This window comes from Reichenbachiella sp. (assembly GCF_033344935.1).
GTDB lineage: Bacteria > Bacteroidota > Bacteroidia > Cytophagales > Cyclobacteriaceae > Reichenbachiella.
Genome location: NZ_JAWPMM010000001.1, coordinates 3,217,230 through 3,231,787 on the forward strand (window position 1 = coordinate 3,217,230; position 14,558 = coordinate 3,231,787).

The following is a 14,558-nucleotide window of genomic DNA, read 5'->3' on the forward strand; positions in this document are numbered from 1 at the left end:
GAGAGCCATCCTTGAATAAGCAAACATTTCTAGAGTTGATGAAAGCCCCTGAAAAGATATCAGAGGCAGATTTTGTAGAACTGGAGACCCTAGTCAAAGCAAACCCTTATTTCCAAAACGGACATAGCATGTTGGCCAACGCCAGCAGGAGACTCAAAAAACAGTCTTCTCAGAAAGAAATGGCTACTGCAGCTATTTATGCTACCAACAGAAATATTTTCAAACAATACATACTGGGCAAAATAAAATTCGAAATTACCCAGACTAAAAAAGCTGTAGCCACGAGTGCAACGGCTAGCCCTCAACCCAAAATTGACCAATCAAAAACTTCACCTAGAAAAGCGCCTACTCACAACACTGACGAAGAGCAAAGTGCACTTGTAAAAGAAATCTATGAAAATCTAGAGAAATGGAAAGCTAGTAGAGAACACTATCTAGATTATGACAAAAAGCATCCAGAAGAAATAGTAATAGAAGACCCTCATACTACTACCCCAACTGAGACGCCTATACAAGAAGCTCCTGCGGAAGAACCTCAAGCAACTGTAGATTCACCTTCTATTGAAGAATCAAAGCCGGTCGAAGACAAAACAAAAGTCGACGAAGTAGAAAAGCTCAAGAATCAGGTAGCCGAAGAAATAGAAGCTGAAGAAGAGACTATCTCTAAAGCACTATCAGAAATTACTGAAAAGAGTAAAAAACAAGAAGATACGCTCCCAGAAGCAGAGGAAGTTAAAGAAGAGCCAAAATCAGAAGAAAAGCCGAAAACCTCTCCTCCTACCATCTCATCAGATGAACTTACAGCTATAGTGGACGCCGAATCGTCTGATGATGAAAGTTCAACAACCCAAGAAAAAGAAGAAACTGTTGAGGAAATTGAACAGTCGATTGACTCTGCTCCTCCTATCAAGGAATCCGAGATCACTGAAGTTGTTAACGAAAGCATTGATATCGAAGAAGAAATTCAAGAATCAATTCCTGAGCCTGAGGTAAAAGAGCAAATTGAAGCTACAGTAGAAGAGCAGTCTATCACAGCTGAACTTGAGGAGGTTGAGACCAAATCAGAAGAAGAACCTCAAACTGTAGTTGAAGAAGAAATAGAGCTTGCAATTAGTATTGATACCACATCTGATAAGTCCACAGAGGAGACAGAAGAAGAACTCCATCAAATTGACAAAGAAATTCAAGAGCTTAAATTAACTCCTGGAAGTTCTAAGACCGGCAAGAAATTCAGACTAGGCGTACTGAAAAGAGGCACCAAATTCACAAAGGAAAAAGTAAAGAAAACTGGAGCAAAGGCTATCTCCAAAAAGCCTGCAACCAAAGCAAAACCTGCCGCAGAAGAGTCCAAGACAGCTGTAGAAAAAACGAGCACCAAGAAGACGACTACTCCAAAATCAGAGAAAAAGGCTACGACTAAAAGCACAGCTTCAAAAACAACAAAAAAAGCAAAAGAAGAAACTACTAGTAAAAAAACATCAACCGCCAGCAAAAAATCGGTCTCAGCAAAAAAGGAGCCTACAACTAAAAAGAAGGAAGCCGACAAAAAACCTGCTGCAAAAAAGACTACCACTAAGACGGCAGCTAAAAAGACCTCCAGCTCAAAAACCGAGGCTAAACCAAAAAAGGAATCTGCTAAAAAAGAAACATCCAAAAAAGCAGCTCCTAAGTTCAGGATGTCGGCAACACTAGGAGCTAAAACCAAAAAGAAATCTAGTCCTAAGAAATCAACCAAAAAAGACGACGAACCTTCGTCAGAAAAAAAAAAACCTAAAGAAGTAAGCCAATCCAAATCGAAGGCCAAAAAAGGAGTAATTGATCAATCAAACATTATTGATTCCTTTATTGAGTTAAACCCTTCTATTCAAGTCTCCAAAGACAAACAGCAAGATGAAGGACCTGTAGAAGATCTCGCAGCAAGATATGATGCTTTTCCTGACCACCTCGTCACAGAAAATTTAGCTTCTATTTTAGTAAGCCAAGGTAAGGTAGAAAAGGCCATTGATATCTATCAAAAATTAATTTTGAAAAATCCTCAAAAAAAGGCTTACTTTGCGTCTCAAATCGAAAAATTAAATAAGAAATAGATGTTTACTACGATTGTTGTATTGATAGTTTTTGTAGCTGTAGTGCTCGTATTGGTTGTTTTAGCTCAAAACTCAAAAGGTGGTGGATTGACTAGCCAGTTTGGTGGATCAGGCACTTCTCAGTTGATGGGTGTAAAAAAGACTGGTGACTTATTAGAGAAACTAACTTGGGGATTGGCTATAGCCTTGATTTCATTGACACTTTCTACAAAATTTTTAATCACCGAGTCTAGAGCTGGTGAAGAGTTTGCTAGTCCAAACATTGAAAGCGCACAAGAAAAAACAATCGCACCAAACTTAGACTTAAATGCTGAGGAAGGTGATGCAGAACTTCTTGATGAAGCACTAGAAGTAGAAGAATCAGATAACGAAGAGTAAATCTCGAGTTACTTTTAAAATATTGAAGTCCTGGACGATTCGTTCAGGACTTTTTTTATGACTAAAAGAAGCGTAATCCTGTCATAAAAAAATCATCAACTCCTCTCTCCTGTCACTTTTCCTGCAAGTTTGACCGACTTTTTGACAACTCTTTGACTTGGCATAAGAAATGCTATTAGCCTAGTAGAAATTTCTTTATTTATAGAATCAAATAAAATTTATAAGAACATGTCAAAAGTAAGCTTTAAACCAAACGAAGATCGAATTTTGGTTGAACCTGCTGCTGCAGAAGAAAAAACAGCTTCCGGTATTATCATTCCTGACACTGCCAAAGAAAAACCACAAGAAGGCATAGTCGTAGCTGTTGGAGAAGGTACAACCGACAAACCTGTAACTGTAAAAGTTGGAGACAAAGTGCTTTACGGCAAATATTCTGGCACTGAGTTGTCTTTGGATGGTACTGAGTACCTTATCATGCGCAATTCTGACGTATTCGGAACACTATAATTACAATAACCTTTTCAATTAGAATTTAAAAGATCATTTAAGATGGCTAAAGACATATTTTTTAATTCAGACGCAAGAGACGGCCTCAAAAGAGGTGTTGACATGCTTGCTGACGCAGTAAAAGTAACCTTAGGACCAAAAGGTAGAAACGTAATCCTGGACAAAAAATTCGGTGCTCCTACCGTAACCAAAGATGGTGTTTCTGTAGCAAAAGAAATCGAGTTGAGCGATGCCTTAGAAAACATGGGTGCTCAGTTGGTGAAAGAAGTAGCTTCTAAAACTGCTGACGATGCAGGTGACGGTACTACTACTGCTACTGTATTGACCCAAGCTTTGTTTGGCAACGGATTCAAAAACGTAGCTGCCGGAGCTAACCCAATGGACCTCAAAAGAGGTATCGACAAAGCAGTTGCTACAGTTGTAGCTGATTTGAAGAAGCAATCCAAAGAAATCAAAGACAACAGTGAAGTAGCTCAAGTAGCTACCGTATCTGCCAACAACGACGCTGAAATCGGTAAAATGATTGCTGATGCGATGGACAAAGTGGGCAAAGACGGTGTGATCACTGTAGAAGAAGCTAAAGGAACGGAGACTGAAGTGAAAACTGTAGAAGGTATGCAGTTTGATAGAGGTTACCTTTCTCCATACTTTGTGACTAACACAGAGAAAATGGAAGCTGAAATGGAGAATCCTTACATCTTGATCTACGACAAGAAGATCTCTACGATGAAGGAATTACTTCCAGTATTGGAAGCTACTGCTCAGACTGGCAAGCCACTAGTGATCATCTCTGAAGATGTAGACGGTGAAGCATTGGCTACTTTGGTAGTAAACAAAATTAGAGGTTCTCTGAAAATCGCTGCTGTAAAAGCTCCTGGCTTTGGCGACAGAAGAAAAGCTATGTTGGAAGACATCGCTATCTTGACTGGCGGTACTGTAATCTCTGAAGAAAGAGGATACAAACTAGAAAATGCTACTTTGGAGTACTTGGGTACTGCTGAGAAAGTAAACATCGACAAAGACAATACCATCATTGTAAATGGTGCTGGTAAGAAAGAAGATATCGAGGCTAGAGTTAACCAGATCAAGCAACAAGTAGAAAATACTACTTCTGACTATGACAAAGAAAAGCTACAAGAGAGATTAGCTAAGTTGTCTGGCGGTGTAGCGATCCTTTATATCGGTGCTGCTACTGAAGTAGAAATGAAAGAGAAGAAAGACAGAGTGGACGATGCATTGCACGCGACTAGAGCGGCTGTACAAGAAGGTATCGTCGCTGGTGGTGGTGTTGCATTAATCAGAGCTATCTCTTCTTTGGATGGTTTGACTTTAGAAAACGAAGATCAAAACACTGGTGTAAACATCGTAAGAATGGCTATCGAAGCTCCATTGAGAACTATCGTGGCTAACGCTGGAGGTGAGGGATCTGTAGTAGTAAATGCTGTGAAAGACGGCAAAGCTGACTTCGGATACAACGCTGCAAATGACACTTACGAGTCAATGTTCAAAGCGGGTATCATCGATCCTACTAAGGTAACTAGACTAGCGCTTGAAAATGCTGCTTCCATTGCTTCATTGCTTTTGACTAGTGATGCGGCCGTAGTAGATCAGCCTGAGCCAGAAGGTGCTCCCGCAATGCCTCCAATGGGTGGCGGAATGCCAGGCATGATGTAATCATGAAGCCATAGTCGAAAGACTATTTATCATATATGAAGCCATTCCGATTATTCGGAATGGCTTTTTTCATGTTATAAAATTCATATCTTTAAATATGAAATATGCTACCGCCCTCCTGCTAAATTTACTTCTCACCTATTCAGTATTAGCTCAAACTGAAGTAGAGCAAAAACTACAAAACCAATTAGACTCACTCAGTGCATTGGTCATTTCATTGGAAACCACTGAACTCATTCAGTCTATGTCTCAGCGATCAATTCTGACGCCACGGTATTTCGCTGACAGAAAATCACTCACCGCCAGACAGGCCTACAACTTTTGGATTAGAAATACCGCTAGCAAATTCATCTCACACCTCAACGTCTATTCAGCGCTTTACGATGCCAATAAGTATTATGAGTATGATAGTATTGAAAACACTTTCTACAACCACATTCTCGAACACGATGAAATGGTCACTTCGATTGTATACAGTACTGAGCCCAACATCTTCTACTCCGCTTCTTCCGATGGCAAAATCTTAAAATGGGACGAATCGGATATCAAAAAAGAACCTACCGTGTTATTTAAAGATCGCGTTCTTTACCGGTCGTTGGACCTGAGTTCAGATGGCAAATGGTTGCTGGCAGCAACAAAAGAAAATGGGGTTTTAATTGTTAATACCCAATCCAATAACTCTAAAAAGAGCGAGCTATCAGTTTCCCAAGTAAGTCGAGATTCAGAAAACGTTCAAGCCGCCATTTTCCTTCCTGATCAACTCAACTACCTCACGGTCAACAAACAGGGAAAAATAAAAATCAAGGGCTATGAGTTGGACTCTGTCCAAGGAAAAACGGATTACGAAATCAGAGCACTAGCCGTGGATGTAGAAAAAAGTGAAATCTATGCTGGCACCATCAAAGGGGTAGTACAAGTATGGAATGAACGATTTGAAGAAGCCTATCTAGACATTCCAGAAACGTTTGCGGTCAATGTCTTGGCCGTCAGCCCGGATCACAAACTATTAGCTATTGGCAGAGAAAAAGGTGACGCCATCATTTGGCATTTGGAAGAAAAAAGAATCGTTCGAATTATATCTGGGCATCAATCAGCGATTACTGCCATCGATTTCAGCCCTGACAATCAGAGAATCTTGACAGCCAGTAGAGATGCGACGGTAAGAGTTTGGGATATCTTCGATTCTAAAAAATTTCCCATTGTACTCGATGATCACAACGACTGGGTGATGACCGCCTGCTTCGACCAATCTGGTACTAAAATCCTCACCGGCTCGAAAGATAAGACCATTAGAATATTCAACCTTGATTTCGAATGGATGGCTGATCGGCTTTGCCAATACATCAATAGAAACATGACACCAGAGGAATGGCACGATTACGTCGGTCACAACTTTCCATATGAAAACACTTGCCCTAACCTTTCAGAGTAGAGCTAGTCGTTAAATATTGCAATTCTTCAACATATTACTTTTTGCTTTCAAAATTTCATAAACATCATTGAAGTTTCCCTTTTGAATTCACATCTTTGTGCCCCATTCATTTAGAAGAAAATATACACCATGGAAATTAAAGCTAAACTGCTAGAAAAATATGAAACTGCATCTTTTGGAGCCAGTGGTTTCAAGAAGAGAGAATTTGTCGTTGAGTATTCTGAAAATCCTCAATACCCAGAGTTTATCAAATTCGAATTAATCCAAGATAAATGTGAGCAACTAGACGGTTTCAACATTGGGCAGGAAATGAACATTGCATTTAATCTTAAAGGCAGAAAATGGACTAACCCTAAAGGAGAGGTAGTATATTTCAACTCACTTCAGGCTTGGAGAATTAGTGCAGCCAATGACGTAAGCGCAGCTCCGGCTCAAGGCCAAACAGATGAAGCAGGTGCCAACCTGACTGAGCCAGAATGGTTAAATTCAGACAACAGCGGCGAAGCGGATGACTTACCATTCTAATAGCTAAGCGTCTTTTAATAAAAAAGGCTCTTTGATTCAGATCAAAGAGCCTTTTTTATTGTTACTCAGCTCTAAGCTGGCTCACAGGATTCATCCTGGCAGTCACAACCACTTTATAACCAATTGAAATAACAGCTACCAACAGGATCACCGCAATCGAAAAGAGGTAATTCAAAAAGTCGATTTCAATGTGGTAGGCATAAATAATATTCAACAGCATGGTAATGAAATAAGCACCCATAATCAATCCAAGAATTATTGATATCATCATCATCCACCCTACTTCCTTTAGCAGTAAGCCTATGACATGGCCAAATGAAGCTCCAATAGTTTTTCTGATTCCTATTTCCTTTATTCGACGTTGAATGGTTAACGATATCAAAGCGTAAAGCCCCAGAATGGAGATAAGAATGGAGACAATTGCAATAAATACATTGATTCTTATCATAATTTGGTTCGTTTTATTTTCACTATCAAAAACCTCTTCTTGATAAAATCCACCATAAAGCTGATCAGGATACATCTCGTACCAGATATTTTCTAATCTCTCTTGATCTTCAATAATTTTTGATTCTTCAGATTTTACAACCAGATATTCACTCAACGAATCAGGCTTAAAAAAGAAGATGGTTGGTTTTATTTTGTTGGTCAACATCACATTTTGCAAATTGAAATTTTGAGTAACCCCTTGGACTCTGTATTTCTTATCAAACACGGTTATCCATTGATTCATCATATCTGCACCCAAATGTGTATTAAACATTTGGTTGACGACAACTGTTTGTTCATTGGAAGAATGATCCATGAAATCATTTCCTTCAACAAACTCCACACCTAAAGTACTCAAGTATGTTGGCCCTACATTTAACTTCCCAATAGCATACTCCACTCCTTCATGCTCTATGCCAATTTCCTGATTAGAAAAACCAACCAATTGTTGAGTTCCTGTCATCACATCAAACCCTGAAGTTTGAGATACTTTATTTTTAAACAAATCAAATTGTTGTGGTTGCAATGGAATATTGATGAATTTTCTGACATCATATCCCCGATCCAGGGATTCCTGGTAGTAAGCGTTTTCAACAAATACACCCAGAGCGAATAAATTGTAGACACAAACAGAAAACTGTATTACAAGCATACTTTTTGTCAACAGACTATTCCCTTTCAATCTGGCTTTGTTTTTCAAAATATCTAATGAACCAAACCTACTGATATAAAAGGCCGGATAAGTACTAGAAAGTAAAATCGTCAGCAAACAAATACCAATTGAGAAAAAAAGATATGGCTGCAAATAAGCTGGCTGAAACTCGACCAACTCAAAATTAAACATGGCATTGTAAGGACCTATGAGTAGCTTTCCAATCAACAATGAAATTAAAAAAGCAGCAACCACTTGCAACCCACTTTCTGTCAAAAACTGAATGACAATATCCAATTTTCGTCCTCCTATCACCTTACGCATACTTATCTCCTTCAATCTTTTCCCAGAAGTAGCTATGGTGGTGTTGAAGAAATTAAAACAGGCCAAAAGCAATATCGCTAAGGCAGAACTAATTGTTCCAATAACAGAGGCCGGGTGCAATACCCCTCCAAAAGCTCTACCCTGTAAATCCTTCTCAAAATGAGCCCATTCAACAATAGGGTCCAATCGATAACTTGCTATTTGCAACTCTGGATTTTGCGTATTCTGTATTGGAATGAACCGCTGCAGAGCATCTTCTATGACCTTCAGGTTTTCATTTTTCGTTTTCAGGAATGTCCCACTGACCCATGAACTCCAATCATTGTAATCGATCCCTTCTACATCCAAGTAATGATCGATGGGAAGCAGCACAGAAAATTTAAAACTTGTATTTTCACTCGGTTTCTGGATAACATATCCCACCTGAAAAGAACGTTCTTCCCCATTAGAAAATAATACGGAGAGTAGTTCACCTTTCGCGTCATCCTTTCCATACAATCTTTGGGCAGCTTCTTTAGTCAGAATAACTTCATTTCTTCTAAGAATCATAGGCCCATGATTAAAAGAAATGATATCCAGAAAAGCTGGATCTATAAATCCGGCAGATTCCTGAAATAGTACATCTTTCGATTTTAGGCTTACAACGCTTCTATGGTATCGACCTATCTCTAACCCAGGGATTTCATTCAACACACTCTCCATCAATGCCACAGGACTGACACCAAGAGCCTTAGATGAACATGCTGATTGCTGCTCCGCGTTAATCTTATATATCGACTCATAATCTTCGAAACTTTGATTATAAGTACTGTTGTACATGTAATTAAAGAAAGCTATCGTGCAAAGAGCAAATGCCATAGCCATACTTAACAAATTGATCAGCACATAGAACTTTTCCTTCTTCAAAGCTCGGACTGAAGTGAGTAAATAATTTTTCCACATATTTTTGAGTTTTAGTTCAAATATGTGAGTCACAATATTACATTTCGTCCGATTCGATGGAGTTGGACTTATTGAGCCACTTGTTTTCTGTATTGAGATGGAGTTACTCCTTCATATTTTTTGAAAAGATAATTGAACGTTGATTTTGAATTAAAACCACAATTCAACGCAAGACCCAGCAGCGATAGTTTATCAGCATCACCAATCTTCACTCTGTTTTTAAACTCTTCAACCCTGTAATGATTGATATATTCATAAAAATTGACAGAGGCTTTTTGATTAATAAGCTGTGATAATTGATGTTTTGAAATATTCATCATATCAGCCAATTGTACTGCACTCAAAGTAGGGTTTCGATACAGCTTTTCCGTTTTCATTTTCTCATTAAGCTGATTGATTAACACTTCTGTCTCCAGATGAGTAAGGTTCGAATATTTATACTTCTCATCTCTTTTGATGTTATTCATCGATAGGGAATCGAGAAAAATGTTCGACTGCCTTACACCGAAATATCCTATCACGAATACATTAATGATTATCAATGCTGATATAATTTTAAAAGAAGTCAGGATATTGACCACATCCATATCCCCGGCAATGATGATTAAAAAAGACACCCAAAAACCTATGAATTCAATTACTATCCAGTACTTCATCCAATTGAGTGTTTTTTCCTGAAGATTAGAAAACTCATTTAAAATATCTGTTTGATGGCGAAGAATTTTAACCAAACATAATATCGGATACATACAAGCCGAAAAAGCCATGATCAAAGACCAATTTCTAATATGAAAAGGAAGTTGCCCTTCCATATTGATATATCCATTGGAAACCCAGATCAGATGTTTTTCACTCGGTACCCAATAAAACCACCACATAGAAAGGACCATAATAGTGAATGGGATAAAATGAATGAGTTGTGCATACCAGGAGAACTTTTCACCTTGAACCAAAGACGATACGTAGATAAAGAGAAGTGGGGAAATCAAATAAGGGATAAGACTCATGGCGATCAAAATCGGCACGAATTGATCTGTATTCCTTTCAAAGTTTAAGTGATAAAAGAAAAGCAATACAGCGTTAAGAACTAGCCAGGCTAATAAAATAAAATCAAAAGTTCCTTTATCATTTTTTTGAATAAGTAGAAAAGCAAGAAACAACGCTAGTCCAATTCCAACAAAATTAATTGCACTCATCTGTTTTTAAAATCACTTTAGGTAAGAGTAATTGGTTTATTCAAACCTAGATCATACTTTCCCAAAGTAAAATGGTTTGCTCCAATTCTTTGCTTTGATCATTTTGAATAATGAAAAAAACAATAACTTAATTAAAAATTCAATACGGAGAATTTATCTAACTGATTATCAAAACAATACATTCATAAAATAAAGAAATAGAATAATCGCCTTCCTCATTGAGACCAACAAAAATCAAACATGACCGCACTTTTGTTAAATCATAATGAGTATATTTCATAAATGATAATGATGCTGCAGATGAAGCATTCAGTATCTTTGCAACCAAATGCTATTGGATAATGGAGGAGAATTTTAAAAAACGAAACGAGGAGAAAGAACTTATAAAAAAGTACGAATCGTTTCGCGAGAATAAAGAGGCCTTTTATTTCACCTCGGATGAATACGAATCGATCATCCAAACCTACCTGGACAACAACAAACATAGAAAAGCACTTAAAGCGGCAAATCTTGCCATAGAGCAATATCCCTATGCAGTAGAGTTCATGGTACTTAAGGCTCAAGTCTATTCTAACCTTCAAGAATATGGCATAGCCATAGATATTTTAGAAAAAGCTGGAAATCTTCACCCCGGTGATTCAGACATATTCCTCATCAAAGGAAACATTCAAATCCTAAATGGCGACATCAATGATGCGCTCGCCAGTTTTGACCGAGCACTGGAGCAATCAGAGGATAAAGATGAAATCTTCTATAGCATTGGGCTGGCCTATCAGAACCGTGGAGACTACAAAGAAGCTATTACCTATTTTAAGCAGTCTCTCGAAGAAAATTTGAATAATGAAAATGCTCTTTACGAACTCGCCTACTGTTTAGATGTAACGGGTGAGCTAGAAACCAGCATTTCATATTACAAAGAGTTCATAGACAAAGACCCCTATTCCGAATACGCTTGGTTCAATTTGGGTATTGTTTACAACAAGCTCGAAAAATACGAAGAGTCCATCAATGCCTATGAGTATTGTTTGGCTATTGATGAAAAGTACAGTTCTGCTTATTTCAACATGGGAAATTCGCTCATGATGCTTAAGAAATATGAGCAAGGACTCAATGCTTTTAAAACTACCTTAGAATTAGAGGGCCCTACGCCCGAAATTTATTTCAGCATTGGTTCTGTCTATGAACAAATGGAACAATATGATCTGGCTATTAGATACTACAGAAAATCAACAAAACTGGATCAGTTCTATGATGAAGCCTGGTATTGCACAGGCATTTGTCTGGGACACCAAAACAAGTGGTACGAGGCTGTGCATTTCTTCAATAAAGCCCTTAAGCTTAGTGTAGAAAATGCGGACTATTGGATGGCACTTGCAGAAGCCGAATACAAAGTAGGCAATGTAGTTTCCAGTATTGATGCTTACGATGAAGTAAGTCAACTAGATCCCGGAAATGTGGAAGTCTGGAAAAAATGGTCCTTGATCTATCACGAACAAGGAGACCATGAACAAGCCATGAACATTATCCATGACGGGCTAGAAGAACTTCCAGACGAAGCTGCGCTATTCTATCAGGCAGTTATCTATTTGATTGAAAAAGGTCAATACAAGTTAGCCTTCACCTATCTGGAGAAAGGTTTGTTTTTGGACTATGATGGACATACCGTTCTTTACGATCACTTCCCAAAACTCGAAACACAAAAGGCGTTGTACAAGATCATCCAGCAGTACAAATAGGACATTAATCACTTACCCCAAATCATTCACGAAAAGCCTTTGCAAATAGGGCTATTATCAATTTATTTGCAGGTTGAAAAAATCGACCAGCTAGATTTTCGTATTGAATACTTAGAATGAATTATACCCTTAATAATATACCTGAGAGAACGGTCAAACCACGTGAAAAAGGATTCACCATGGTGATGGACAAAGGTTTAAGCGTCCGACAGGCAGAAGATATGTTAGAAACCTGCGGGGATTCTATCGACATAATAAAATTAGGATGGGCTACGTCGTATGTCACCAATAACCTTCAAAAAAAATTAGACTTCTACAAGTCTGAAGGCATACCGGTCTATTTAGGAGGAACACTGTTTGAAGCATTTATCATTAGAGATCAGTTCGATGATTACCGAAGGGTTCTTGAAAAGTATGATATCAAACATGCAGAAGTATCTGATGGATCGATCACTCTGGATCACACTAAAAAATGTGAATACATCAGCACGCTGGCCAAAGAAGTCACTGTCCTTTCGGAAGTAGGCTCAAAAGATGCTGCAGAAATCATCCCTCCTTATCAGTGGATTGAACTGATGCAAAAAGAGTTGGACGCTGGTGCCTGGAAAGTAATTGGTGAAGCTCGTGAAGGTGGAAATGTAGGACTGTTCAGATCTGACGGAGAAGTTAGATCCGGGTTGGTTCAGGAAATTTTGACCAAAATCCCAATGGAAAAAGTAATTTGGGAAGCACCTCAAAAATCACAACAGGTTTACTTCATTAAGCTATTAGGATCAAACGTTAACTTGGGCAATATTGCGCCAAACGAAGTAATTCCATTGGAAACACTTAGACTCGGACTTAGAGGAGATACTTTTGATTATTTCCTTAATGGTGACGTCAAACTTTAAAGAACCAAAACCACCTTATGCGTTCGTTTAGAGATTATTTTCTACTATTCCTGAAAGGAATTGGTATGGGTAGTGCAGATGTAGTACCCGGAGTTTCTGGAGGAACCATCGCATTCATTACCGGCATCTACGAAGAGTTGCTGAACTCTATCAACTCTTTTGATGCTGAAGCCTTCAGATTACTGTTTTCATTTAAGCTGAAAGAGTTTTGGAGTAAAATCAATGGTTCATTCCTTCTGCCTTTGGTTTCTGGCATTCTGTTAAGTGCAGTTTCATTAGCAAAAATCATCACTTTCTTGCTGGACAAACACCCTATTCAGATTTGGTCGTTTTTCTTCGGACTAATTATCATCTCCTCTATTTCTGTTGCCAAGGAAATAACAAAATGGAATTTGGTGACCGCACTATCGTGCATCAGTGGGGTTTTAATTGCTTATGTAATCACAGTAGTAACTCCATCCACTACTCCCAACGAATTATGGTTCGTATTTATTAGTGGAGCTATAGCTATCTGCGCCATGATTTTGCCGGGTATCTCAGGGAGCTTTATTCTACTTATACTGGGAAAATACGCCTTCATCATGTCGGCTTTAAAAAACCTTGACACGGCGGTAATTGCTGTCTTTGGTAGTGGCTGTATTATTGGGCTCTTTACTTTTTCCAGATTGATTGCATGGTTTCTGAAAAAATTCCACAACTATGCCATCGCCTTATTAGCTGGTTTCATGATCGGTTCGTTGAATAAGATTTGGCCTTGGAAAAAAGCTGAATTATTCCGATTCAACTCACATGGCGAACAAGTCCCAATCTTCGAAAGAAACTTGTTACCTACAGATTATATGGCTGAGACCGGCCAGTCTCCATTAATCATACAAGCCATACTATATATGGCATTGGGTTTTATGATGGTAGTCATCATGGAAAAGATTGCTTTTGCCATCAAAAAAGCCAAAGAAAAAAGTCAACCATGAGACAGTTTGGACTCATTGGGAAAACCCTTAAACACTCATTTTCTAAAAAATACTTCAGTGAGAAGTTTGAAAATGAAGAAATAGCCAATAGTCACTATGAGCTATTTGAATTGGCTGAGATTTCAGAAATTCAGAATCTTATTGATTACTATTCTGATTCACTAGCAGGATTGAATGTTACCATTCCTTACAAAAAGGAAGTCATGGCTTATCTAGATGAGCTTGATCCAAAAGCAGAGGAAATTGGTGCAGTAAATACGATCAAAATATCAAAAGAAGGAAAACTCAAAGGTTACAATACGGACTACCTGGGATTCATTGATTCACTTCAAGAAGGCTGGGACCTTTCAGGGAAAAAAGCCTTGGTATTAGGCACTGGCGGGGCGTCTGAGGCAATTAAAAGGGCACTTACAGATTTGAACATACCTTTTCAATCTGTTTCACGAAAAGCTTCAGAAAGCAATATCAGTTACGAAGATTTGAATGGAAAGAATTGGGTACATACTCATCATTTGATCATCAATACTACACCATTAGGTACTTACCCTGATATAGAAACCAAACCTTTTCTTCCCTACGATCAAATAACAGATCGGCATCTGTTGTTTGATTTGGTCTACAACCCTGAGGTCACAGCCTTTTTACAAGAAGGTTTAAACAGAGGAGCAAAAATCAAGAATGGTCATAAAATGCTGATCGGTCAAGCGGAAGCTTCTTGGAAAATTTGGAACGATTAACCATCTTTCTTTCCAGGT

At 38.4% G+C, this 14,558-nt stretch carries 12 protein-coding genes; 10 read left to right on the plus strand and 2 right to left on the minus strand.

What is annotated here, in order from left to right; genetic code table 11:
- The first annotated feature begins 11 nt into the window (after positions 1–11).
- From R8N23_RS13875 to R8N23_RS13900, 6 genes are all read left to right on the plus strand, one after another.
- Positions 12–2,087 (plus strand): hypothetical protein, encoded by a 2,076-nt coding sequence (locus R8N23_RS13875; RefSeq protein WP_318172207.1) that lies wholly within the window; start codon positions 12–14, stop codon positions 2,085–2,087.
- Complete coding sequence (gene secG / locus R8N23_RS13880; protein WP_318172208.1) at positions 2,088–2,465, plus strand: preprotein translocase subunit SecG; 378 nt, start codon at positions 2,088–2,090, stop codon at positions 2,463–2,465. It begins immediately after the preceding gene.
- A 228-nt stretch (positions 2,466–2,693) separates the two neighbouring features.
- On the plus strand, positions 2,694–2,972 hold the full coding sequence (groES, locus tag R8N23_RS13885) for a co-chaperone GroES (RefSeq protein ID WP_318172209.1): 279 nt from the start codon (positions 2,694–2,696) through the stop codon (positions 2,970–2,972).
- Between the two features lie 42 nt (positions 2,973–3,014).
- The gene (gene groL, locus R8N23_RS13890; protein ID WP_318172210.1) at positions 3,015–4,646 is read left to right on the plus strand and encodes a chaperonin GroEL; all 1,632 of its coding nucleotides are present in this window, start codon (positions 3,015–3,017) and stop codon (positions 4,644–4,646) included.
- Positions 4,647–4,743: 97 nt separating this feature from the next.
- Positions 4,744–6,078 carry a hypothetical protein gene (locus R8N23_RS13895; protein ID WP_318172211.1) on the plus strand — a complete coding sequence of 445 codons (1,335 nt, stop codon included), beginning with the start codon at positions 4,744–4,746 and terminating at the stop codon, positions 6,076–6,078.
- Positions 6,079–6,207: 129 nt separating this feature from the next.
- Positions 6,208–6,603 (plus strand): DUF3127 domain-containing protein, encoded by a 396-nt coding sequence (locus R8N23_RS13900; protein ID WP_318172212.1) that lies wholly within the window; start codon positions 6,208–6,210, stop codon positions 6,601–6,603.
- Positions 6,604–6,664: 61 nt separating this feature from the next.
- On the opposite strand, the gene R8N23_RS13905 is transcribed toward R8N23_RS13900, so the two are convergent.
- On the minus strand, positions 6,665–9,010 hold the full coding sequence (locus tag R8N23_RS13905) for an ABC transporter permease (protein ID WP_318172213.1): 2,346 nt from the start codon (positions 9,008–9,010) through the stop codon (positions 6,665–6,667).
- Positions 9,011–9,078: 68 nt separating this feature from the next.
- Positions 9,079–10,206 carry a helix-turn-helix domain-containing protein gene (locus R8N23_RS13910; protein WP_318172214.1) on the minus strand — a complete coding sequence of 376 codons (1,128 nt, stop codon included), beginning with the start codon at positions 10,204–10,206 and terminating at the stop codon, positions 9,079–9,081.
- Positions 10,207–10,547: 341 nt separating this feature from the next.
- Between R8N23_RS13910 and R8N23_RS13915 the strand changes: the two genes are divergently transcribed.
- The 4 genes from R8N23_RS13915 (at position 10,548) to aroE (ending at position 14,540) form a co-directional block, all read left to right on the plus strand.
- Complete coding sequence (locus R8N23_RS13915) at positions 10,548–11,942, plus strand: tetratricopeptide repeat protein (protein ID WP_318172215.1); 1,395 nt, start codon at positions 10,548–10,550, stop codon at positions 11,940–11,942.
- A gap of 116 nt (positions 11,943–12,058) precedes the next feature.
- Positions 12,059–12,832, plus strand: coding sequence for a phosphosulfolactate synthase (locus R8N23_RS13920; protein ID WP_318172216.1), 774 nt, complete (start codon positions 12,059–12,061; stop codon positions 12,830–12,832).
- Between the two features lie 17 nt (positions 12,833–12,849).
- Positions 12,850–13,803: a DUF368 domain-containing protein gene (locus R8N23_RS13925; protein WP_318172217.1), complete on the plus strand. Its 954-nt coding sequence runs from the start codon at positions 12,850–12,852 to the stop codon at positions 13,801–13,803.
- Positions 13,800–14,540, plus strand: a complete 741-nt coding sequence (aroE, locus tag R8N23_RS13930; protein ID WP_318172218.1) for a shikimate dehydrogenase — start codon at positions 13,800–13,802, stop codon at positions 14,538–14,540. Before R8N23_RS13925 ends, aroE begins: the two co-directional genes overlap by 4 nt.
- The last annotated feature ends 18 nt before the right edge of the window (positions 14,541–14,558 follow it).